General features: G+C 71.3%; 19 protein-coding genes. 2 read left to right on the top strand and 17 right to left on the bottom strand.

Annotation, left to right across the window (positions count from 1 at the left end):
• Together def and AB0A63_RS08605 are read right to left on the bottom strand one after the other, a co-directional pair.
• Entirely contained in the window at window positions 1-549 is a 549-nt protein-coding gene (gene def, locus AB0A63_RS08610; protein ID WP_360387111.1) for a peptide deformylase, read from the bottom strand.
• Window positions 550-596: 47 nt separating this feature from the next.
• On the bottom strand, window positions 597-755 hold the full coding sequence (locus AB0A63_RS08605) for a hypothetical protein (RefSeq protein ID WP_360387109.1): 159 nt from the start codon (window positions 753-755) through the stop codon (window positions 597-599).
• Window positions 756-975: 220 nt separating this feature from the next.
• Here AB0A63_RS08605 and AB0A63_RS08600 point away from each other — a divergent pair, with 220 nt between their 5' ends.
• Window positions 976-1,494 (top strand): DinB family protein, encoded by a 519-nt coding sequence (locus AB0A63_RS08600; RefSeq protein WP_360387106.1) that lies wholly within the window; start codon window positions 976-978, stop codon window positions 1,492-1,494.
• A gap of 33 nt (window positions 1,495-1,527) precedes the next feature.
• Here AB0A63_RS08600 and ggt read toward each other — a convergent pair whose 3' ends face one another.
• Window positions 1,528-3,306 carry a gamma-glutamyltransferase gene (ggt, locus tag AB0A63_RS08595; RefSeq protein ID WP_360387104.1) on the bottom strand — a complete coding sequence of 593 codons (1,779 nt, stop codon included), beginning with the start codon at window positions 3,304-3,306 and terminating at the stop codon, window positions 1,528-1,530.
• Window positions 3,307-3,392: 86 nt separating this feature from the next.
• Between ggt and AB0A63_RS08590 the strand changes: the two genes are divergently transcribed.
• A complete protein-coding gene (locus AB0A63_RS08590) occupies window positions 3,393-3,839 on the top strand; it encodes a hypothetical protein (protein ID WP_360387101.1) in 447 nt (148 codons plus the stop codon).
• A gap of 34 nt (window positions 3,840-3,873) precedes the next feature.
• On the opposite strand, the gene AB0A63_RS08585 is transcribed toward AB0A63_RS08590, so the two are convergent.
• The 14 genes from AB0A63_RS08585 to pyrR all read right to left on the bottom strand — a co-directional run bounded on the left by AB0A63_RS08585 (window position 3,874) and on the right by pyrR (window position 21,129).
• A complete protein-coding gene (locus AB0A63_RS08585) occupies window positions 3,874-6,279 on the bottom strand; it encodes a hypothetical protein (protein WP_360387098.1) in 2,406 nt (801 codons plus the stop codon).
• Between the two features lie 75 nt (window positions 6,280-6,354).
• Window positions 6,355-8,301, bottom strand: coding sequence for a phosphocholine-specific phospholipase C (locus AB0A63_RS08580; protein ID WP_360387096.1), 1,947 nt, complete (start codon window positions 8,299-8,301; stop codon window positions 6,355-6,357).
• Window positions 8,302-8,471: 170 nt separating this feature from the next.
• A complete protein-coding gene (metK, locus tag AB0A63_RS08575; protein WP_360387093.1) occupies window positions 8,472-9,674 on the bottom strand; it encodes a methionine adenosyltransferase in 1,203 nt (400 codons plus the stop codon).
• A gap of 37 nt (window positions 9,675-9,711) precedes the next feature.
• The gene (gene coaBC, locus AB0A63_RS08570; protein WP_360387090.1) at window positions 9,712-10,965 is read right to left on the bottom strand and encodes a bifunctional phosphopantothenoylcysteine decarboxylase/phosphopantothenate--cysteine ligase CoaBC; all 1,254 of its coding nucleotides are present in this window, start codon (window positions 10,963-10,965) and stop codon (window positions 9,712-9,714) included.
• Window positions 10,966-11,137: 172 nt separating this feature from the next.
• Window positions 11,138-11,416, bottom strand: coding sequence for a DNA-directed RNA polymerase subunit omega (gene rpoZ, locus AB0A63_RS08565; protein ID WP_045313812.1), 279 nt, complete (start codon window positions 11,414-11,416; stop codon window positions 11,138-11,140).
• 3 nt (window positions 11,417-11,419) lie between these two features.
• Window positions 11,420-12,016, bottom strand: coding sequence for a guanylate kinase (gmk, locus tag AB0A63_RS08560; RefSeq protein ID WP_360387088.1), 597 nt, complete (start codon window positions 12,014-12,016; stop codon window positions 11,420-11,422).
• Window positions 12,013-12,330: an integration host factor, actinobacterial type gene (gene mihF / locus AB0A63_RS08555; protein WP_053733390.1), complete on the bottom strand. Its 318-nt coding sequence runs from the start codon at window positions 12,328-12,330 to the stop codon at window positions 12,013-12,015. Before mihF ends, gmk begins: the two co-directional genes overlap by 4 nt.
• A gap of 295 nt (window positions 12,331-12,625) precedes the next feature.
• Window positions 12,626-13,438, bottom strand: coding sequence for an orotidine-5'-phosphate decarboxylase (gene pyrF, locus AB0A63_RS08550; RefSeq protein ID WP_360387085.1), 813 nt, complete (start codon window positions 13,436-13,438; stop codon window positions 12,626-12,628).
• Window positions 13,435-16,737 carry a carbamoyl-phosphate synthase large subunit gene (carB, locus tag AB0A63_RS08545; RefSeq protein ID WP_360387083.1) on the bottom strand — a complete coding sequence of 1,101 codons (3,303 nt, stop codon included), beginning with the start codon at window positions 16,735-16,737 and terminating at the stop codon, window positions 13,435-13,437. The genes pyrF and carB overlap by 4 nt, the downstream gene beginning before the upstream one ends.
• A gap of 1 nt (window position 16,738) precedes the next feature.
• A complete protein-coding gene (carA, locus tag AB0A63_RS08540; protein ID WP_360387079.1) occupies window positions 16,739-17,851 on the bottom strand; it encodes a glutamine-hydrolyzing carbamoyl-phosphate synthase small subunit in 1,113 nt (370 codons plus the stop codon).
• Window positions 17,848-18,354 carry a transporter gene (locus tag AB0A63_RS08535; RefSeq protein WP_360387076.1) on the bottom strand — a complete coding sequence of 169 codons (507 nt, stop codon included), beginning with the start codon at window positions 18,352-18,354 and terminating at the stop codon, window positions 17,848-17,850. The genes carA and AB0A63_RS08535 overlap by 4 nt, the downstream gene beginning before the upstream one ends.
• Complete coding sequence (locus tag AB0A63_RS08530) at window positions 18,351-19,631, bottom strand: dihydroorotase (RefSeq protein WP_360387073.1); 1,281 nt, start codon at window positions 19,629-19,631, stop codon at window positions 18,351-18,353. The genes AB0A63_RS08535 and AB0A63_RS08530 overlap by 4 nt, the downstream gene beginning before the upstream one ends.
• Window positions 19,628-20,560, bottom strand: a complete 933-nt coding sequence (locus AB0A63_RS08525; protein WP_360387070.1) for an aspartate carbamoyltransferase catalytic subunit — start codon at window positions 20,558-20,560, stop codon at window positions 19,628-19,630. Before AB0A63_RS08525 ends, AB0A63_RS08530 begins: the two co-directional genes overlap by 4 nt.
• On the bottom strand, window positions 20,557-21,129 hold the full coding sequence (pyrR, locus tag AB0A63_RS08520) for a bifunctional pyr operon transcriptional regulator/uracil phosphoribosyltransferase PyrR (RefSeq protein ID WP_360387067.1): 573 nt from the start codon (window positions 21,127-21,129) through the stop codon (window positions 20,557-20,559). Before pyrR ends, AB0A63_RS08525 begins: the two co-directional genes overlap by 4 nt.
• Window positions 21,130-21,216 lie beyond the last annotated feature (87 nt).

Raw genomic sequence — 21,216 nt, 5'->3', positions numbered from 1 at the left:
TCAGTTGGCCTTGCCGAAGAAGGGGTGCGGGCTCTGCTTCAGGGTGGGGACCGCGCCGTCGAACCACTCGGCCTGGCGGATCTCCCGCATCGCCTGCTTGCGGGTCTCGGCGTCGAGGCGGTCGAGGAACAGCACGCCGTCGAGGTGGTCGGTCTCGTGCTGGATGCAGCGGGCCAGGGTCTCGGTGCCCTCGACCTCGACCGGCTCACCGTGCATGTTCCAGCCCTTGGCCACGACGTGCAGGTGCCGGGTGCAGTTCCACGACATGCCGGGGATGGACAGGCAGCCCTCGTTGCCCTCCTGCAGCTCCTCGCCGACCACTTCCCAGGTGGGGTTGACGAGGTGGCCCGCGAAGCCGTCGCAGTGGTAGGTGAACACGCGCAGTCCCACACCGAGCTGCGGCGCGGCGAGCCCTGCTCCGCCCGCGTTCTGCATCGAGTCCCACAGGTCCTTGACCAGGGTGCGCAGTTCCTTGTCGAAGTCGGTGACCTCGACGGCGGGGGTGCGCAGCACGGGGTCGCCGAACAGACGGATGGGTTGGACGGTCACGCGGTGCTCCTCGTGGTGGACTGGCGGTCAGTCTACGAGGAACGCGGTCAGTGCTCGGCGGCGCTGCCGAGGAAGATCACGCCCACCAGCGCCACCAGGAGGTGGCCGGTGAACCGCAGCGCCGTCAGCACAGGACGGATCAGCGCCCTGAGGTCGAGGTGGGCCGCGATGGCGGTCGGGCGGTGGTGCACGGTGGTCGTCGTCATGGTGTCCACTGTGCCGTTCGCCCAGGTCAGCGGACATCGGCTGGCGGTATCGAGCCTTCCTCAGCCTGCGGTAGGAAGATCGGCGGCGACACTCGGCCGGGAGGTGGACACCTCCAGGTCATGAGGCTGATGCACCAGCGCTGCGAGGGGACGGCCGCGGTGGTCCGGGACGCGGACACCTCGGTTCTCCACCCGGACCCGCTCAGGTGATCATGGCTCCATGACCTGGACGGCACCCGAAGTCGAGATCCCGGCCGAACCCGTGCTCGGCCCCGAGCGAGCGGTGCTGGAGGCGGTCCTGGACCGCCACCGGGCGATGTTCCTGGCCAAGTGCGCGGGCCTCACCGGGGCCGAGCTGGCCACGGCGTCGGCGCCGCCGTCGACGCTCACCCTGCTGGGGCTCATCCGGCACCTGACCGACGTCGAACGCGTCTGGTGCCGGGTCAGGGCCGACGGCCAGGACCTGGGCCCCCGCTACGCCTCGCAGGCCAACCCGGACGCCGCGTTCGACTACCTCGACCCGGAGCGCGCCGAGGCCGAGCACGCCGCGCTCGTCGAGGAGGTGGGGCTGGCCCGCCGGGCGGTCGCCGGCAAGGACCTCGACCACGTCTTCGTCCACGAGCGCCGGGGCGAGATGTCACTGCGCTGGCTGTACCTGCACCTCGTCGAGGAGTACGCGCAGCACAACGGCCACGCCGACCTGCTGCGCGAACGCATCGACGGCAGCACCTCGGAGTAGGTCCCGGGGTGCTGCCGTCGCGGGTGGAGCCGGTCAGCCGACCTTGACCACCCGAGCGGCACCACCGCCGCGGCGGGTCGGTTCGGCGACCGCGCGCCAGCGGCCGTCGGCGGCCCGTTCGACCGCCGTGGCCGCGCCGATCTCGGCGTTCTGGCTGAACCGGTGCCCGATGGCCTGCAGCCCCTGGGCGGGTGCGGCCGCGATGAACGCGGCCTCGGCGGGCGTCACGGCCGCGTTGCGCTGCGAGGCGCGCGGGGCGGCGACGGCGTCGAGCAGGGACAGCTTGCGGTCCAGCCGCGCGGTCAGGACCTGCGTGACCGTGGTGATGATCGTCGAACCACCGGGCGAGCCGACGGCGAGCACGACGCGGCCGTGGTCGAGCACGATGGTCGGCGCCATCGACGACCGCGGGCGCTTGCCGGGGCCGGGCAGGTTCGGGTGCGGCACGCCGGGGGTCGGCGCGACGAACTCGAAGTCGGTGAGCTCGTTGTTCAGCAGGAACCCGCGGCCGGGCACGACGATGCCGCTGCCGCCCTCCGCCTCGATGGTGAGGGTGTAGGCGACGACGTTGCCCCAGCGGTCGGCGACGGTGAGGTGCGTGGTGCGCTCGGCGTCGTCGCGCAGGTCCGCGAGGCCCGCGGTGGCCTCGCACGGGGCGGGGTTGCGCGGGTCGGCGGCGGGCTGCGGTGCGGGCAGCACGGCGTCGGGCTTGATCAGGCACGCGCGCGAGTCGGCGAACCTCTGCGAGAGCAGGCCCTCGGTCGGCACGCGGGAGAACTTCGGGTCGCCGACCCAGCGCAGCCGGTCGGCGAACGCGAGCTTGGTCGACTCGATGAACCGGTGCAGGTACTCGACGTCCGAGGCCTTCGCGAGGTCCGTGGACTCCAGGATGTTCAGCGCCTCACCGACGGTCGTGCCACCGGACGACGGCGCGGCCATGCCGTAGACGTCGAGGCCGCGGTAGCGCGTGTGCGTGGGGTCGCGGCGTTCGACCTGGTAGCGGGTCAGGTCGGAGAGCTCCATGGCGCCGGCGCGGACGGTGCGGGTCGAGCCGGGCACGACCGGCGGCTGGCGCACGGCCTTGACCAGGTCACGGCCGACCGCGCCGCCGTAGAGGGAGGCGAGCTCGGTGCGGGCGAGCTCCCGGTAGGTGTCGGCGAGCTGCGGGTTGCGGAACGTCGACCCGACCGCCGGCGGCTGACCGCCGGGCAGGTAGAGGTCGCGCGTGGAGGTGAAGTCGGCGAACCGCGCCGCGTTGGAGGTGATCTGCTGGTTGAAGGTGCGGTCGACGACGAACCCGCGCCGGGCCAGCGCCTCCGCGGGCGCCATGGCCTCGCGCAGGTTCAGCGTGCCCCACCGGCGCAGCGCCTGCTGCCAGGTCTTGGGCGTCCCCGGCACGCCGACGGACAGGCCGCTGGTCATGGCCTCGGCGAACGGCAGCGGTGCGCCGTTCTCGACGAAGAGCTGGTCGGTGGCGGCACGCGGCGCGGTCTCACGTCCGTCCAAGGTGGACACCCGGCCGGTGCGCGCGTCGTAGTGGACGAAGAAACCACCGCCGCCGATGCCCGCGGAGAACGGGTCGGTCACACCGAGCGCGGCCGCGGTGGCGACGGCGGCGTCCACGGCGTTGCCGCCGCGGCGCAGCACGTCGACGCCGATCTGGGAGGCGTCCGGGTCGACGCTGGACACCGCGCCACCCCACCCCACCTGTTCTGGCACCCGCGGGGCGGGGTCCGCCGGGCCCGCGGCGAGTGCCGGTGCGGGCGCGACCAGCACGACGGAGAGCGATAGTGCGGCAACCGTTCGCAACATGCGCACTCTTCTACTCCGTTCCGGCCGGATGGCAACACCTTTTGAGAAAGGCCTAGGGTGCGGTGGTGTCGATCGACCTTGACCGCTTGCGAACCGATTTCACGACCGCCGACCTGGACGAGGCCGACCGCGAGGAGGCGCTGCGCCTCCTGCTGCGCGACCACCGGCCCCAGGACGCCGACCTGCTGCGCCACCTGCTCGTCCAGGAGACCGCCGCGCACCGCGAGGGCTGGGGCGTGAGCGAGGCCATGGGCCTGGCCGCGCTGCTGCTCGCCGAGTGCGGCCGCGAGGAGGACGTCTGGGCGCTGTGGGAGGCCAAGAACGCCTCCTTCGACACCATGGCGGGCCTGGACGGGTTCCTGCTGTTCCCGGCGGGCATCGCGGGCACGACCGCGCACGTGATCGCGTCCGAGGAGCACCCGGAGCGGCACGACCTGATGGCGTACATGTCCGAGTACCTGCAGTACGAGAAGCTGACCGACGAGGACGTCCGCGAGCACCTCGCCGGCCTGCGCTCCTACCACGAGGGCTGACCGCCGCGGTCCGCCGCGGTCCGCGGCAGACCGGTCAGAGCACCTCGATCGGGTCGAGCTTGATCCGCACCAGCTCCTGCTCCTTGCGGGCCGTCCGCACCGCCTGCGCCTTCGCGAGCACCGAGGCCAGCTCCCGCCCCTCGGCACGCGCGACCCGCACGAGCGCGCGTTCCTTCGTCTCGTCGTCGCCCAGCGGCACCGGTCCGAGCACCTCGCCGCTGGGCGGCAGCCTGAGCTCGTCCAGCAGCGCGTTCACCGCGTCCGGTGTGCCGTCGACCGTCGCCATCCGCACCGCCGGCGGGAAGCCCAGCTCGGCGCGGGCGGCCAGCTCGGTCGACGCGTGCCACACCGGGTCCCACCGCACCAGCGCCTGCACCGGCGTCAACGCCGAGTCCGCGATCACCACGACCCGGCCGTTGCCCGGCCGCACCAGTCCCGCGGCCGTCATCCAGCGCCGCAGCGCCTCCTCCGACGCCCGCAGGTCGGCCCGGCCCAGCAACGCCCACCCGTCGAGCAGCAGCACCGCCCCGTAGCCGCCCTCGGCCACCGGCTCGGCCCCCGGCGTGGACACCACCAGCGACGGCCGTGACGGCACCGTGGCGAGCACCTCGTCCGCACCGCTCGTGCGCACCGGGTGCCCCGGGAACGCCCGCCCGAGCTCCTCCGCCGTGCGCCTGGCCCCGATCACCTGTCCGCGCAACCGGCGGGACCCGCACGTCGGGCACCGGAACCCGGCCTCCGTCGCCGCGCACCACCGGCAGTAGGCGGGCCTGGGCTGCCCGTCGTGCGTGCCCCCCGGCAACGCCAGCGGCCCCGCGCACTTGCGGCACCGCGCCGGCCCCCGGCACTGCCCGCACGCCAGCGCCGGCACGTACCCCCGGCGCGGCACCTGGATGAGCACCGGCGAGTCGACCAGTGCGAACCGGGCCGCCTCGAACGCGATGGACGGCAACCGCGCCGTGCGCGCCGCCGGGTCCTTCACGTCCTGCCAGTCGTTGTCGCCGACCGACACCACCCGCGGCGCGATGGCCCGCAACGTCTCCCGCGACGCCACGATCTCGTGCGCCCACCCGGTCTCCACCAGCAGCTGCGCCTCGGCCGTGCGGGCGAACCCGCCGATCAGCAACGCCGCACCGGTCATGTGCGCGCGCTGCACCAGCACGTCCCGCACGTTCGGGTACGGCGCGCGCGGCTCGGTGTGCAGGTCGTCCCCGTCGTCCCACACCACCAGCAACCCGGGGTCGGCCACCGGCGCGAACGCCGTGGCCCGCGTGCCCACCACGACCCGCGCGACCCCCCGCCGCACCGCCAGCCACCGCTTGTACCGCTCCGACGGCCCCAGGTCCGCCGACAGCGTCACCACGCCCTCGATCAGCGCGCTGCACGCCTCGAACACCCGCGCCACGTCCCGGTGGTCCGGCACCACGATCACCACGCCGCGCCCGGTCGACGCCACCGACGCCGCCGCCTCGGCCAGCCGGGCCGGCCAGTCCTCCGACGGCAGCGCCTGCCACACGGCGTGCGCCGGCAGCCCGCTGCGCAACGCCTCCAGGTACTTCGGCCCGCGCGGGTAGCGCGCCCACGCGTCGGCGGGCACCGGTGGCAGCGTGGACCGGACGGGCGCCGGGCGGGGGTGGTCGACCGGCTCGGCGTCGGGCTCGGTGGGCTGGGCGCCAGCGGATTGGGCACCGGTGGATTGGGCACCGGTCGGCTCAGGAGTCGTCGGCTCAGTTTCGGCGGCCTCGGCTTCGGCGGCATCGGTACCAGCGGACTCGGTTTCGGCGGCATCGGTACCAGCGGACTCGGCTTCGGCGGCATCGGTACCAGCGGACTCGGCTTCGGCGGCCTCGGACTGGGTGGGCTGGGAGCCGGCGGCCACGGAGCCCGCGTCCTCGGAGCCCGCGTCCTCGGAGCCCGCGTCCTCGGAGCCGGCGGGACGCTCGCCGGTGGCGTCAGCGGCAGCCGCCTCGGGGCCGTCGGGCTGATCGCCTTCAGCGACCGTCCCCACCCACGCCGGGTCCTGCGGCAACGGCGCCGGTTCCCCGGACGGCGCTGCCTCCGCGCGGGCGTGCCGGGGCGGGATCGCGAGCCGCAGCACGTCGATCATGCCGCCCGCGTACCGGTCGGCGACGGCGCGGGCCAGCGCCGCGATCTCGGGCGCCAGCACCGGTTCCGGCGAGATGACCTTCTCGATGAAGGCGAGCTTCTTCTCGTACTCGGTGCTGTCGACCCGCTCCAGCAGGTACCCGTCGACCACCTGCCCGGCGAACCGCACGCGAACACGGCAGCCGGGGACCGCGGTGGTGTCCAGATCGGACGGAACCGCGTAGTCGAAGGGGCGGTCGAGGTGCGCCAGCGGCACGTCCACGACGATGCGCGCAACCGGCAGCGTGTCGGCGGGGACGCGCTCCCCGCGGCGTGCTCCGGTCTTCGTGCTCATGTCCACTGGTGTATCAGACGGGTCCGACACTCACGAACAGGGTGGCGAACGCCCGGGCGAGGACCTGCGCCGAGCTCAGCCGGAGATCGACTCCTGGCCGTTCTCGATGTGACCGCACAGCCGCCGGCGGAACCGCGGCTCCTCCTCCACGGTGACGGTCAGGTCGTACCAGCCGGAGTTCAGCGCGGTCAGCCACGGGATCACGTGCCGGTGACCGGGGCGCACGACGACCCGCCGCCGGCCCAGCACGAACGTCAGCCGCGAGCGCCCGGTGTTCTCGAACGTCAGCGTGAGCACACGGCTGTACCCGCGCACCGACGACGACACGCGCGCGGTGTCGGACGCAGCTCCGGTGAACTCGCGGCGGAACCCGTTCGGGCCCAGCAGCACCAGGTCGTGGTCTCCCGCCAGCTCCACCGACTCCGAGCGGGCGACGTCGAAGTGCTGCGGCAGCGCGAGCTGGCCGGAGTACGGGTACAGCGCGAAGTGCACCGACGCCGTGCCCGCATTCGACATCTCCAGCCGTGACCCGCGCAGTGATGCATCGGGCTGATACGGCAACGCGCGCGCACGGCGACGTCCTGCCTCCTGTTCCGGCATCTTCTGCTCGGACGGCGGCGCCGGCCGCCAGCGCGGTGTCGCGGGCGGGACCGGCGCGGGTTCGCCGACCTCCGGCCACGTCCGCCGCCGGTCGAAGTCGAACGCCGAGGTCAGGTCACCGGTCACGGTCCGGCGCCAGGCGGAGACCTCCTCCGAGCGCACCCCGGTCCACTTCTCCAGGAACTGCGTCATCGAGGTGTGGTCGAACACCTGCGAGCACACGTACCCGCCGACCGACCACGGCGAGACGACGGTCATCGGCACACGGGCGCCCAGTCCGAGCGGTTTGTCGCCCACGTACTCGTCGGTGACCGACAACGGCGGGCGCGGCGGCGGCACGTGGTCGAAGAAGCCGTCGTTCTCGTCGTAGGTGATGAACAGCACCGTCGACTCCCACACGTCCTGGTTCGACGCCAGCGCGTCCAGGACCTGGTAGGTGATCGAGGCCGACGCGGCGGGCGAGGACGCGCCGGGGTGTTCGGAGTCCACTGAGGACGGCACCAGGTACGACACCGCGGGCAACCGGCCGGAGCTCACGTCCGCGCGGAACGCCTCCCCCAGCCCGCCGGGCCGCACCCGCCGCAGTCCCCTGTCGTACAACGACTTCTCCGCCGGGGTCAGCTTCGACAGGTCGATCGCGCCGATCAGCGCGGGGTCGCCGGTGCCGTAGAGCTTGTCGAGCGACTTGAACCCCGCGGGCAGCACCTTGCGCGCGATCTCCTTGAACCGCGCGAAGAACTCCAGGTTGTTGTCCTGGAAGTTGTCGTGCTCCTGGTACACCCGCCACGACTTCCCCGCCGCCTCCAGGCGTTCCGGGTAGGTCGTCCACGCGTAGCCGGCGTGCGTGTCCTCGCTGTAGGCCGCGTTCCCGGTGGCGCGCGTGCCGTTCGGCTCGAAGCCGGTGTAGCCGGACACCCAGTAGTTGCGGTTCGGCGAGGTCGAGGACGGCACCGAGCAGTGGTAGGCGTCGCACAGCGTGAACGTGTCGGCGAGCTCGTAGTGGAACGGGATGTCCTGGCGCGTGTAGTACGCCATGGTGGCGCCGGTCTTGGCGGGCACCCAGTTGTCGTTCCAGCCGCCGCGCAGCGCCGAGTGGCCGCCGTTCCAGCTGTGGTCGAGGTCGCCGATGTACTGGACGTCGCGCCCGGAGGCGGCCTCGCGGACCGGGAACGGCAGCACCCCGCTCTGGTCGAACACGCCCTTCAGCGCGTTGCGGTCGGAGAACCCGCGCACGCCCCGCAGCGACCCGTAGTAGTGGTCGAACGAGCGGTTCTCCTGCATGAGCAGGACGACGTGCTTGATCGCCCGCAGCCCTCCCGACCGGGGTTCGCGGGCGAGCGCGGCGTACACCGACGGCGGCAGCAGCGTTCCGGAGGCGGCGGCGACGGCGGCGGCCATGAACCCGCGACGAGAGAGCGACATGAACGCAGTTTGTAGCTTCCCGACGTGAAGCGGAACCGTCCCGTACATGAACAACGCCGCCGCGGCCGCCGGTCACCACGCCGAGGCAGCCCGGCCGGGAGGCGGAAGTGTGCCCGAACGGGAACGGCCCGCTTCCCCTGAGGGCAGCGGGCCGTGCTCCGTGGGACGGTTCAGGCGCCGGCGGCGGCGCGCAGGGCCTCGGCGCGGTCGGTCGACTCCCAGGGGAGGTCGACGTCGGTGCGGCCGAAGTGGCCGTACGCGGCGGTCGGGGCGTAGATCGGGCGCAGCAGGTCGAGGTCGCGGATGATCGCGGCCGGGCGCAGGTCGAAGACCTCGGTGATGGCCTGCTGGATCTTCTGCGGGTCGACGGTCTCGGTGCCGAAGGTCTCCACGAACAGGCCCACCGGGGCGGCCTTGCCGATCGCGTAGGCGACCTGGACCTCCACGCGCGTGGCCAGGCCCGCGGCGACGGTGTTCTTCGCGACCCAGCGCATGGCGTAGGCGGCGGAGCGGTCGACCTTCGACGGGTCCTTGCCGGAGAACGCGCCACCACCGTGCCGCGCCATGCCGCCGTAGGTGTCGACGATGATCTTGCGGCCGGTCAGGCCCGCGTCACCCATCGGGCCGCCGATGACGAAGCGACCGGTCGGGTTCGTCAGCAGCCGCACGTCGGCGGTGTCGATGCCCAGCTCGGCGACCTCCGGCGCGACCACGTGAGTGCGCAGGTCGACACCCAGCAGCTTCTCCAGGTCGATGCCGTCGGCGTGCTGCGTGGAGATGACCACCGTGTCCAGGCGCACCGGCTGGTCACCGGCGTACTCGATGGTGACCTGCGTCTTGCCGTCCGGGCGCAGGTACGGAACCGTGCCGTCCTTGCGGACCGCGGTCAGCCGGCGCGACAGGCGGTGCGCCAGCGCGATCGGCAGCGGCATCAGCTCCGGGGTGTCGGTGCAGGCGTAGCCGAACATCAGGCCCTGGTCGCCCGCGCCCTGCTTGTCGATCTCGTCCGCGGCGCCCTCGACGCGCTCCTCGAACGCCGTGTCCACGCCCTGCGCGATGTCCGGGGACTGCGCGCCGATCGCCACGTTCACACCGCACGAGTGGCCGTCGAAGCCCTTCGCCGAGGAGTCGTAGCCGATCTCCAGGATCTTCTCCCGCACGATCGTCGGGATGTCCGCGTAAGCCTCGGTCGTGACCTCACCCGCGACGTGCACCTGACCCGTCGTCACCAGCGTCTCCACCGCGACGCGGGACCGGGGGTCCTTGGCCAGCAACGCGTCCAGGATCGAGTCGCTGATCGCGTCGCAGATCTTGTCGGGGTGTCCCTCGGTCACCGACTCACTCGTGAACAGCCTGCTGCTGTGCTGGCTCACGGACACTCCTTCGTTGCGGGTTCGACTCCGGGAAATACTACTGAGACTCAGTCAAGCGAGCGCTAACCGCGTCCCACACCGTGGCAGCCACTTGCGCTTTCGGCCCGTGCGGGATAGGCGTCTCCGCGCCCTCGGCGGAGAGCAGCCACCCGGCGTTGTCGTCCTGCTCGAACGCCTTGCCGTCGCCGACCGCGTTCACCACCAGCAGGTCGCAGCCCTTGCGCCGCAGCTTGGCCCGGCCGTAGTCGAGCACGGACGTCGTCCCGTCACCGGTCTCCGCGGCGAACCCGACGATCACCTGGCCGTCCCGACGTGCGGAAACGAGCTCCACGAGGATGTCGGGGTTCTTCGCCAGCGAGATCGGGTCCGGGTCCGCGTCGGTTTTCTTGATCTTGTGTCCGGTCAGCGCGGCCGGGCGGAAATCGGCGACCGCGGCGGCCATGACGACCACGTCCGCGTCACCGGCGATCTTGTGCATGGCGTCGCGCAGCTCCACGGCGGAGCCGACCCGGACCAGGTCGACACCGGCCGGGGTGGTCAGGTCCGCGGTGTTGCCGGCGACCAACGTCACTCGCGCACCGCGTTGCGCCGCCACCCGTGCGAGCGCGTAGCCCTGCTTGCCCGACGAGCGGTTGCCGATGAACCGCACCGGGTCGAGTGGTTCGCGGGTGCCACCGGCCGAGATCGCGACGTGCACGCCCTCCAGCGTCCGCCGCAGGGCGTCGCGCCGGGTGAGCAGCAGGCGGGCCAGCTCGACGATCTCCGCGGGGTCGGGCAGCCTGCCCTTGCCGGTGTCCTTGCCGGTGAGGCGGCCGCTCGCCGGTTCCGCGACGACGACACCGCGGCTGCGCAGCAGCGCCACGTTGTGCTGGGTGGCCGGGTGCTCCCACATCTCGGTGTGCATCGCGGGCACCAGCAGGACCGGGCAGCGCGCGGTCAGCAGGGTGTTCGTCAGCAGGTCGTCGGCCAGGCCGTGGGCTGCCTTCGCGATCAGGTTCGCCGTGGCGGGGGCCACGACCACCAGGTCGGCGTTCTGGCCGAGCTTGACGTGCGGCACCTCGTGCACGTCGTCGAACGGGTCCGCGGACACGACCTGCCCGGACAGCGCCTCGAACGTGGCGGCGCCGACGAACTTCAGCGCCCCCTCGGTGGGCACCACGCGCACGGAGTGCTCCGACTCGGTGAGCCGGCGCAGCACCTCACAGGCCTTGTACGCAGCGATGCCCCCGCCAACCCCGAGAACGATCCGGGGCTTTGCGGGGGCATCAGAGCCATTCACAGCGGAAGTCAAAAGCTCTCCTGAGAGGAACGACCGAGGAGGTCACGCCTCACGACGGAGGGACCCCGCTGGGGGTCCGGGGCGCAGCCCCGGCTGGGGTGTGGGGGCTCGGCCCCCACAAGACACTTCGAAGCGCGACGGCCTGCGCTTTCCGCGGGCACGCATCACCCCAGCGTCTTCGAACTCACTCGCCTTCGGTGTGCTCGAGCAAGCCGGCGTGGATCTCGCGGAGCGCGATCGACAGCGGCTTCTCACGCGGGCCCGGCTCGACGAGCGGGCCGACGTACTCGAGCAGGCCCTCGCCGAGCTGCGCGTAGTAGTCGTTGATCTGGCGGGCACGCTTCGCTGCGTAGATCACCAACGCGTACTTCGAGCTCACCTGCTCCAGCAGGTCGTCGATCGGCGGGTTGGTGATGCCCTCCGGGGAACCGGTCAGGTGACCGAGCTCGGTGTGGGTGATCACTCGTCAAACTCCTGAGATTCGTGGTCCGACCATCAAGGATAGCAAGTCGGCCGCGGCCGATTGCACGTCGGCGTTCACGACGACCTCGTCGAACTCTTTTTCGGCCGCCAGCTCCTCGCGGGCGATGGCCAGCCTGCGCTCGACGACCTCCGGGTGCTCGGTGCCCCGGCCGGTGAGCCGGTCCACCAGGTGCTCCCACGAAGGCGGGGCGAGCATCACGAGCTGGGCTTCCGGCATGGCCACGCGGACCTGCCGCGCGCCCTGCAGTTCGATCTCCAGCAGGGCCGGTCGTCCGGCGGCCAGGGCCTCCTCGACCGGCTTGCGAAGCGTTCCGTAGCAGTTGCCGGCGAACTCCGCGTGTTCGAGGAACTCACCCGCGTCGACCATCTGCTGGAACTTCTCGCGGTCGACGAAGTGGTAGTGCACCCCGTCGGTCTCGCCCGGCCTCGGCTTCCTGGTGGTCGCCGAGACGCTGAAGTAGATGTCGGGCTGCTGCCTGCGCAGCTCCGCCAGGACGCTGGACTTGCCGACGCCCGACGGCCCGGACAAGACGGTGAGCCGGGGACGGGCAACGCCCGTCCCCGGCTCGAGGCCACTCACTCGCCGCTGAACTCGGTGAGGAGCGCCTTGCGCTGGCGGTCGCCCAGGCCACGCAGACGACGGCTCGGAGCGATCTCGAGACGCTCCATGATCTGCTGCGCACGCACCTTGCCGACGCCCGGGAGGGCCTCCAGCAGGGCGGACACCTTCATCTTGCCCAGGACCTCGTCGCTCTCGGCGGCCTTGAGCACGTCCGTCAGGGTCGTGCCGCCGCGCTTGAGGCGCTCCTTGAGCTCAGCCCGAGCGCGACGAGCGGCAGCAGCCTTCTCCAGCGCTGCGGCCCGCTGCTCCTCGGTAAGCTGGGGAAGAGCCACGATTTCCTCCGTGGTGTGGATTCTTTTCGGATCGGTGCCGCGACCGTACCGACCGCAATTGCCTGAGTACAACGTGACCCAGTCAGGTAAATCTTCAGCGGCCATCTGTGATGCGGCGGGTGGTAGTAGTACCAACACCCCCCGGCCGCCTGATCACCGCCACCGGCAACTCGTCGCACACCCACAGTGTGCTATGAGGCCGGTGACCAGCGGGGCAGCCGGTGGGCTGGACCCTACCAACACAAGTTTCCCCAGGTGAGCGCGCCACACCCCAAAAGACGTGGCGCGCCCCTCCTCAGAGGCTGTCCTGGACCCTCCGCACGGCGCTGACCAGCGACGATACGTCGGGCCCATGCTTGAGAACATCTCGTGAAGAAGTCGGCAGAACGCCGCGCATGTCGGACCCGAAGAGCCGTTTTAGATCAGCGACCGAGCCGCCCTGAGCACCGAAACCGGGTGCCAGAACCGGGCCGTTGAACCCGGAGAGGTCCACGTCCGTTTCACCGATCGTGGCACCCACGACGAGACCCACATCGCCGCACGGAGAAATGCCGGAATTCCGAGCCGTGGCGAAATCGATGATCGTCTGCGCCACCGTTCGCCCGTCCGGAGCAACCGCGCGCTGGACCTGTGCACCCTCCGGGTTCGAGGTGAGCGCCAGCACGAACACGCCCCGGTCGTTCGCCCGTGCCGTGTCGAGCGCCGGCTGCAGCGAGCCGAAGCCGAGGAACGGCGACACCGTCACCGCGTCCCCGGCCAGCGGCGAGCCCTCGGCCAGGTACGCCTCGGCGTACGCGGCCATGGTGGAGCCGATGTCGCCGCGCTTGGCGTCGACGAGCACCAGCGTGCCCGAGTCGCGCAGCTCGGCGATCACGCGCTCCAGCACGGCCACCCCGCGCGACCCGCAGGCCTCGAAGAACGCCGCTTGGGGCTTGACCACCGCCACCCGCCCGCCGAAGGCCTCGACGGCCGTCAGGGCGAACCGTTCGAGGCCCTCCGCCGACCGCGAGAGGCCCCACGCGTCGAGCAGCGCCGGGTGCGGGTCGATGCCCACGCACAGCGGCCCGTGCGCCTCGACGGCCTTCGTGAGCCGTTCGCCGAAGGTCATTTCCCACCCCGCAGCGACGCCTGGAGCGCCTGCAGGGGCTGGACCCCGATGTCACCGCGGATGAGCGCCTCGATGCCGTGCACGGCCGCGGCGGCGCCCTGGATCGTGGTGACGCACGGGATGTCCTTGGCCACGGCGGCGGTGCGGATCTCGTAGCCGTCGACGCGGGGACCGCTGTTGCCGTACGGCGTGTTGAAGATCATGTCGATCTCGCCGTTGAGGATCATGTCGACGACGTTGCCCTCGCCCTCGAAGTGCTTGCGCACCTCGGTGCACGGGATTCCGTTGCGCTTCAGCACCTCCGCGGTGCCGGCCGTGGCGAGGATCTGGAAGCCCAGGTCCGCCAGGCGCTTCACCGGGAAGATCATCGCGCGCTTGTCGCGGTTGGCGAACGACACGAAGACCTTGCCCGCGGTGGGGAGGGAGCCGTAGGAGGCCGTCTGCGACTTCGCGAACGCCTTGCCGAACGACGAGTCGATGCCCATGACCTCGCCGGTGGACTTCATCTCCGGGCCCAGCAACGAGTCCACGCCGTGGCCCTCGGGGGTGCGGAAGCGGTGGAACTGCATGACCGCCTCCTTCACCGCGACCGGTGCGTGCTCGGGCAGCCGGGCGCCGTCACCGGTGGCCGGCAGGATGCCCTCCTCGCGCAGCTCCGCGATCGTGGCGCCGAGCATGACCCGCGACGCGGCCTTGGCCATCGACACGGCGGTCGCCTTGGACACGAACGGCACCGTGCGCGACGCGCGCGGGTTCGCCTCCAGCACGTACAGCACGTCGTCCTTGAGCGCGTACTGGACGTTCAGCAGGCCGCGCACGCCGATGCCGCGGGCGATGGCCTCGGTGGAGCGGCGGACGTTCTCGATGTCGGAGGCGCCCAGGGTGATCGGCGGCAGCGCGCAGGAGGAGTCACCGGAGTGCACGCCGGCCTCTTCGATGTGCTCCATCACACCGCCGATGAACACCTCGTCGCCGTCGCACAGCGCGTCGACGTCGATCTCGATGGCGTCGTCGAGGAACCGGTCGACCAGCACCGGGTGCTCGGGCGTCACCTCGGTCGCGCGGGCGATGTAGCCCGACAGCGACTCCTCGTCGTAGACGATCTCCATGCCGCGCCCGCCGAGCACGTAGGAGGGCCGCACGAGGACCGGGTAGCCGATCTCGTCCGCGATCTCCTTGGCCTCGCCGAACGACGTGGCGGTGCCGAACTTCGGCGCGGGCAGGCCGGCCTCGGTCAGCACCTTGCCGAACTGGCCGCGGTCCTCCGCGAGGTGGATCGCCTCCGGCGTGGTGCCCACGACCGGCACACCGGCGTCGGCCAGGCGCTTCGCGAGGCCCAGCGGCGTCTGGCCGCCCAGCTGCACGATCACGCCGGCGACCTCGCCGGAGCGCTGCTCGGAGTGCACGACCTCCAGCACGTCCTCGAACGTCAGCGGCTCGAAGTAGAGGCGGTCGGAGGTGTCGTAGTCGGTCGACACCGTCTCCGGGTTGCAGTTGACCATCACGGTCTCGTACCCGGCCGCCCGCAGCGCCATCGCCGCGTGCACGCAGGAGTAGTCGAACTCGATGCCCTGGCCGATGCGGTTCGGGCCGGAGCCCAGGATCAGCACCTTGGGCTTCTCGCGCTGCTCGGCGACCTCGGACTCGGCGTCCGGGTCCAGCTCGTAGGCGCTGTAGTGGTACGGCGTCTCCGACTTGAACTCGGCCGCGCACGTGTCGACCGTCTTGTAGACCGGGCGCACGCCCAGACGGTGCCGCAGCGCGCGCACGCCGTCCTCACCGGCCAGCTCCGGCCGCAGCACGGAGATCTGCCGGTCCGACAGACCGGCGCGCTTCGCCTTGCGCAGCAACGACTCGTCGAGCACCGGTGCGTCGAGCAGCTCCTGGCGCAGCGTGCCGAGCCACGCGATCTGCTCGACGAACCAGGGGTCGATGCCCGACGCCCTGTGCACGTCCTCAATGGACGCACCGAGCCGCAGCGCGCGTTCGACGGTGTAGAGCCGGCCGTCGTGACCGCGCTCCAGCTGCTTGAGCGTGGAGTCGAGCGTGACGCCCTCGGGGTCGGGCTGGGTCCAGAAACCGACGGACTTGGTCTCCAGCGACCGCAGCGCCTTGCCCAGCGCCTCCACGAAGTTCCGGCCGATCGACATGGCCTCGCCGACGGACTTCATCGTCGTGGTCAGCGTCGGGTCGGCGCCGGGGAACTTCTCGAAGGCGAACCGCGGCGCCTTGACGACGACGTAGTCGAGCGTGGGCTCGAACGACGCCGGGGTCTCGCCGGTGATGTCGTTGGTGATCTCGTCGAGGGTGTAGCCGATGGCGAGCTTCGCGGCGATCTTGGCGATCGGGAAGCCGGTGGCCTTCGACGCCAGCGCCGAGGACCGCGACACGCGCGGGTTCATCTCGATGACGACCATGCGGCCGTTCTCGGGGTGGATGGCGAACTGGATGTTGCAGCCGCCGGTGTCGACGCCGACCTCGCGGATGACCTGGATGCCGACGTCGCGCATGTGCTGGTACTCGCGGTCGGTCAGCGTCATCGCGGGCGCGACCGTCACCGAGTCACCGGTGTGCACGCCCATCGGGTCGATGTTCTCGATCGAGCAGATGACCACGACGTTGTCGTTGCGGTCGCGCATGAGCTCGAGCTCGTACTCCTTCCACCCGAGCACGCTCTCCTCGATCAGCACCTCGGTGACCGGGGACTCCTCCAGGCCGATGGCCGCGAGGCGCTCCAGCTCCTCCGCGGTGTAGGCCATGCCGGAGCCCAGGCCGCCCATGGTGAACGACGGCCGGATGACGACCGGCAGGCCCAGCTCGGCGACGGTCTTGCGGACCTCGTCCATCGTGGTGCAGACGGCCGAGCGCGGGACCTCGGCGCCGATCTTGCGCACCAGGTCCTTGAAGATCTGCCGGTCCTCGCCGCGCTGGATGGCGTCGACGTTCGCGCCGATCAGCTCGACGTTGTACTTCTCCAGCACGCCGCGCTCGTGCAGCGCGATCGCCGTGTTCAGCGCGGTCTGGCCGCCCAGGGTCGCGAGGATCGCGTCCGGGCGTTCCTGCGCGATGACCTTCTCCACGAACTCGGCCGTGATCGGCTCGATGTAGGTGGCGTCGGCGAACTCGGGGTCGGTCATGATCGTCGCCGGGTTGGAGTTCACCAGGCTGACCCTGATGCCCTCCTCCCGCAGCACCCGGCACGCCTGGGTGCCGGAGTAGTCGAACTCGCAGGCCTGGCCGATGACGATCGGGCCGGAGCCGATGACCAGGATGTGCTTGAGATCAGTCCTCTTGGGCATGTCAGCGGCCGCCGTTCATCATGGTCACGAACTCGTCGAACAGGGGCGCGGCGTCGTGCGGACCGGCCGCGGCCTCGGGGTGGTACTGCACGGAGAACGCCGGTGCGTCGAGCAGCCGGACGCCCTCGACGGTGCCGTCGTTCGGGCAGTAGTGCGACAGCACGGCGCGGCCGAACTCCGAGGAGAACTCCTCGCCCGGCGTGCCCTCCAGCGCGAACCCGTGGTTCTGCGAGGTGATGGCGACCTTGCCGGTGGCCACGTCGATCACCGGGATGTTGATGCCGCGGTGGCCGTAGCGCATCTTGTAGGTCCCGCGGCCGACGGCGCGGCCGAGGATCTGGTTGCCGAAGCAGATGCCGAACAGCGGCAGCTCGCGGCCGAGCGCCTCCTTGGTCAGGGCGATGGCGTGGTCCTGCGTCGCCGGGTCGCCGGGGCCGTTGGAGAGGAAGAGACCGTCCGGGCTGACCTTGAGGATGTCCTCGAACGTGCTGGTCAGCGGCAGGACGTGCACCTCGATGCCGCGTGCGGCCATCATCCGCGGGGTGTTGGACTTGATGCCCAGGTCGAGCGCGGCGACGGTGAACTTCTTCTCGCCGATCGCCTCGACCACGTACGGCTTGTCGGTGGTGACGTCGACCGCGAGGTTCGCGCCGACCATCTGCGCGCTCGCCTTGACCTGCTCGACCATCGACGTGTCGTCGGTCAGCGCCGAGCCGGAGAACACACCGGCGCGCATCGCGCCCTGCTCGCGGATGTGGCGGGTCAGGGTGCGGGTGTCGAGGCCCGCGATGCCGACGACGCCCTGGTTCGCGAGCTCCTCGTCGAGACCGCGCCGGGAGCGCCAGTTCGACGGGGTGCGCGCGGGGTCGCGGACCACGTAGCCGGCCACCCAGATCTTCGTGGACTCGTCGTCCTCGTCGTTCCAGCCGGTGTTGCCGATCTGCGGCGCGGTCTGCACCACGATCTGGCGGTGGTAGGAGGGGTCGGTCAGGGTTTCCTGGTATCCGGTCATGGCCGTGGAGAACACGACCTCGCCGAGCGAGACGCCGGTCGCTCCGTACGCCTCACCGCGGAAGACGCGACCGTCTTCCAGCACCAATGCCGCGTTCGTCACGCCTTGCCCTCCGTGTTGATGGGGTCGTGGCCCAGAGCCGCGACCCACTCGTCGTAAACGTCCTTGTCGTCACCGCGGAACCCGGTGTCGAAGAGGTGGCCCTCGTTCTCCCACCGCAGCACCAGCAGGCCCTGCTCGCTGAACATGACCTTCCCGGCCAGTCCGCGGTCGGTGCGCGCGTCCCGGACGGACGCGGCGGGGATGAACAGCGGTGTGGCGCCGGTGCGTTCGATCGCGACGCCTTCCGGCACCAGGCTCAGCACGGCCTCCGCGCGGTGGCCGATGTCGCCGACCTGGATGCGGTCCTGCCAGTTGCCGGCGTTCGTCGTTCCGACGTAGACGCCCGTGGTCGTGAGCCTCGGCGTGCCGAGGGCCTGCGGCGGGGCGGGGAACGCGGGCAGGCCGGCCTGCTGGCGCTGGCGGCGCTTCCAGCCGTGCCACATGCCGTACACGCACAGCGCGAAGAACACGAGGACCGCCACGGAGAGGAGCACGCGGGTCATGGCGCAATCCTCCCCGCGAGTGCGGTCACGCGGCCACGCAAGATGGTGGCCGTCACCGCGCCGGGCAGCTCCATGCCCTCGAACGGGGTGTTGCCCGCGATGCTCGCGAGCTCCGCCCCGGTCACGGTCCACGTCGCGTCCGGGTCGACCAGCACCAGGTTCGCGGGCTCGCCGACCTCGATCGGACGGCCCTGGTCGGTCAGCCCGGCGATCTCGGCGGGCTTCTCGCTCATCACCCGCGCGACCCCGCGCCAGTCCAGCAGGCCGGTCTTCACCATCGTCTCGACGACGATGCCGAGCGCGGTCTGCAGGCCGAGCATGCCGGGGCGGGCGGCGGACCACTCGCAGTCCTTGTCCTGCACGGCGTGCGGGGCGTGGTCGGTGGCGACGCAGTCGATCGTGCCGTCGGCCAGCGCCTGGCGCAGCGCGTCCACGTCCGCCTGGGTGCGCAGCGGCGGGTTGACCTTGTTGACCGGGTCGTAGGTGCTCAGCCGGTCGTCGGTGAGGATCAGGTGGTGCGGGGTGACCTCGGCGCTGACCCTGGTGCCGCGGGCCTTGGCCCACTTCAGCACGTCGGCGGTGCCGGTGGTGCTGACGTGGCAGACGTGCAGCCTCGCGCCGACCTGCTGCGCGAGGATGCAGTCGCGCGCCACGATCGACTCCTCGGCGGCGGCGGGCCAGCCCTGCAGGCCGAGCCTGCTCGCGTTCTCGCCCTCGTGCGCCTGCGCGCCGACGGTGAGCTTCGGCTCCTCGGCGTGCTGGGCGATGACGGCACCGAGCGCCTTCGAGTACTCCAGCGCCCTGCGCATGATCAGCGGGTCGTGCACGCAGTGGCCGTCGTCGGAGAAGACGCGGACGTTCGCCTTGGACTTGGCCATCGTGCCGAGCTCGGCGAGCTTCTCGCCCCTGAGGCCGACGGTGACGGCGCCGACCGGGTGGACGTCGACCAGGCCGACCTCCTGGCCGCGGCGGGCGACGTGCTCGACGATGACGGCGTTGTCGGCGACCGGGTCGGTGTTGGCCATGGCGAAGACCGCCGTGTAGCCACCGAGAGCGGCGGCCCTGGAGCCCGTCTCGATGGTCTCGGTGTCCTCGCGGCCGGGTTCGCGCAGGTGGGTGTGCAGGTCGACGAAGCCGGGCAGCAGGACGGCGCCGTTGCCTTCGACGACCTCCGCGTTCTCGTCCGTGCCCTCGGCGATGACACCGTCACGGATCAAGATGTCACGCGGTTCCCCCTCGCCGTAGGGACGCACTCCCTTGAGCAGCAGGGGTTTCACGCGGTTTCCTCCTCGTGGGCAAGCAGGTGGTACAGCACGGCCATGCGCACGTGGACACCGTTGCGGACCTGCTCGGTGATGGCGGCCTGCGGGCTGTCGGCGACGACGGAGGCGATCTCCATGCCGCGCAGCATCGGGCCGGGGTGCAGCACGACGGCGTGCTCGGGCAGCAGCTTCAGGCGCCGCTCGTTGAGGCCGTAGGCGATCGAGTACTCGCGGGAGCTCGGGAAGAACCCGCCGGTCATGCGTTCGGCCTGCACGCGCAGCAGCATCACGGCGTCCTGCGAGGGCAGCTCGGCGTCGATCTCGTGCGACACCGCGACCGGCCACTTCTCCACGCCCGTGGGCAGCAGCGTGGGCGGGGCGACCAGCGTGACCTCGGCGCCGAGCGTGGTGAGCAGGTGCACGTTCGAGCGGGCGACCCGGCTGTGCAGCACGTCGCCGACGATCGCGACCCGGCGGCCGTCGAGGCTGCCGAGGCGGTCGCGCAACGTCGCCGCGTCGAGCAGCGCCTGCGTCGGGTGCTCGTGCATGCCGTCGCCGGCGTTCACCACGGACGTGCCGGTGTGCTTGAGCCAGCCCGCGAGCCGGTGCGCCGCGCCGGAGGCCGGGTGCCGCACGATCACGCAGTCGGCGCCCGCGGCCTGCAACGTCAGGGCGGTGTCGCGCAACGACTCGCCCTTGTTGACGCTGGAGCCGGAGCTGCTGACGTTGATCACGTCGGCGGACATCCACTTGCCGGCGATCTCGAAGCTCACGCGGGTGCGGGTGCTGTTCTCGTAGAACATCGTGATCACGGTGCGGCCGCGCAGCGTCGGCAGCTTGCGGACCTCGCGGCCGAGCAGCGCCTGCTTCAGCCGGTCCGCGGTGTCGAGGATCGCGATCGCCTGGTCGCGGTCGAGGCCGTCGGTGGAGAGCAGGTGCTTCACTTCAGCACCACTCCGTCGCGGCCGTCGAACTCCTCGAGCATCACGACGACGTCCTCGGTCTTCGACGTGGGCAGGTTCTTGCCGACGTAGTCCGCCCGGATCGGCAGCTCGCGGTGGCCGCGGTCGACCAGCACGGCGAGCTGCACCGCACGGGGACGGCCGTGGTCGCGCAGGGCGTCGAGCGCGGCGCGGATGGTGCGGCCGGAGAACAGGACGTCGTCCACGAGCACGACGAGCTTGTCGTCGATGCCGCCGTCGGGCAGCTTCGTCGTCTCCAGCGGCCGCGTGGGGCCGCGGCGCAGGTCGTCGCGGTAGAGCGTGATGTCGAGGGTGCCCTCGCCGACCGACTTGCCGCAGAACTCGGTGATCTTGGCGGCCAGCCGACGGGCGAGAGGGGCTCCCCTGGAGGGAATACCCATCAAGACGACATCGGGTGCGCTGGGTGCATCGAGAGCGGTCTTCTCGATGATCTGATGGGCCATTCGGGCGACAGTGCGCGCGACATCACCGGCCGAAAGGATCTCGCGATCCCCGGCCGGATCCGTCGCGCCACGTTGACGTGACGCCACGGCTGGACCTCCTTCCCCGCCTCACTGGACGGGTCCTTAAAGGACGTCGGACACCTAGTGACAACTAGGCTGACCTGCACCGTATCA

It is taken from the genome of Lentzea sp. NPDC042327, from assembly GCF_040647275.1.
In the GTDB taxonomy this organism is placed as follows: domain Bacteria; phylum Actinomycetota; class Actinomycetes; order Mycobacteriales; family Pseudonocardiaceae; genus Lentzea.
This window is presented reverse-complemented; position numbering and strand designations above follow the sequence as displayed.

Bases quoted from the DNA above. Each gene is read 5' to 3' on its own strand.
- AB0A63_RS08605 (WP_360387109.1), bottom strand. From the start codon at position 755: ATGACGACGACCACCGTGCACCACCGCCCGACCGCCATCGCGGCCCAC.
- AB0A63_RS08535 (WP_360387076.1), bottom strand. From the start codon at position 18,354: ATGACCCGCGTGCTCCTCTCCGTGGCGGTCCTCGTGTTCTTCGCGCTG.
- AB0A63_RS08600 (WP_360387106.1), top strand. From the start codon at position 976: ATGACCTGGACGGCACCCGAAGTCGAGATCCCGGCCGAACCCGTGCTC.
- AB0A63_RS08585 (WP_360387098.1), bottom strand. From the start codon at position 6,279: ATGAGCACGAAGACCGGAGCACGCCGCGGGGAGCGCGTCCCCGCCGAC.
- AB0A63_RS08580 (WP_360387096.1), bottom strand. From the start codon at position 8,301: ATGTCGCTCTCTCGTCGCGGGTTCATGGCCGCCGCCGTCGCCGCCGCC.
- pyrF (WP_360387085.1), bottom strand. From the start codon at position 13,438: ATGACCTTCGGCGAACGGCTCACGAAGGCCGTCGAGGCGCACGGGCCG.
- carB (WP_360387083.1), bottom strand. From the start codon at position 16,737: ATGCCCAAGAGGACTGATCTCAAGCACATCCTGGTCATCGGCTCCGGC.
- ggt (WP_360387104.1), bottom strand. From the start codon at position 3,306: ATGTTGCGAACGGTTGCCGCACTATCGCTCTCCGTCGTGCTGGTCGCG.